The 516-nt window shown below is 42.1% G+C and carries 4 tRNA genes; all 4 read right to left on the reverse strand.

Features of this window, described 5'->3' with window-relative positions:
* Positions 1-141: 141 nt before the first annotated feature.
* The 4 genes from KPL50_RS26790 to KPL50_RS26805 all read right to left on the reverse strand — a co-directional run bounded on the left by KPL50_RS26790 (position 142) and on the right by KPL50_RS26805 (position 469).
* Positions 142-216 (reverse strand) — tRNA-Thr (locus KPL50_RS26790).
* Between the two features lie 7 nt (positions 217-223).
* A tRNA-Asp gene (locus KPL50_RS26795) sits at positions 224-300 on the reverse strand.
* A 5-nt stretch (positions 301-305) separates the two neighbouring features.
* Positions 306-381: transfer RNA gene (locus KPL50_RS26800), tRNA-Val, on the reverse strand.
* A 13-nt stretch (positions 382-394) separates the two neighbouring features.
* A tRNA-Glu gene (locus KPL50_RS26805) sits at positions 395-469 on the reverse strand.
* Positions 470-516 lie beyond the last annotated feature (47 nt).

Here is a 516-nt window from a genome sequence, read left to right on the forward strand (position 1 = left end):
ATAATAGAAAGTACATATTACTACAAATGCATTTGCGGTAATATGTACTTTCTATTATTAAGCACTTTTCTTAAATGCCGATAAAATCTAATGATTTTTCAGTAAACTAAAAAAGTTCTAAACATTAGTTTAGAACTTTTTTGGAGCTAGCAATAGGAATTGAACCTACAACCTGCTGATTACAAGTCAGCTGCTCTACCGTTGAGCCATGCTAGCAAAAATATGGCGACTCAGAAGGGACTCGGACCCTCGACCTCTGCCGTGACAGGGCAGCACTCTAACCAACTGAGCTACTGAGCCATATATGGTGGGAACAACAGGGTTCGAACCTGTGACCCTCTGCTTGTAAGGCAGATGCTCTCCCAGCTGAGCTATGCTCCCATATATGTTTTGGTGGTGACTCCTAGGGGAATTGAACCCCTGTTACCACCGTGAAAGGGTGGTGTCTTTACCGCTTGACCAAGGAGCCTTATTAAATTTTAAATGGAGCTAGCAATAGGAATTGAACCTACAACC

It is taken from the genome of Clostridium sp. CF012, assembly GCF_018861755.1.
Classification (GTDB): domain Bacteria; phylum Bacillota; class Clostridia; order Clostridiales; family Clostridiaceae; genus Clostridium_AD.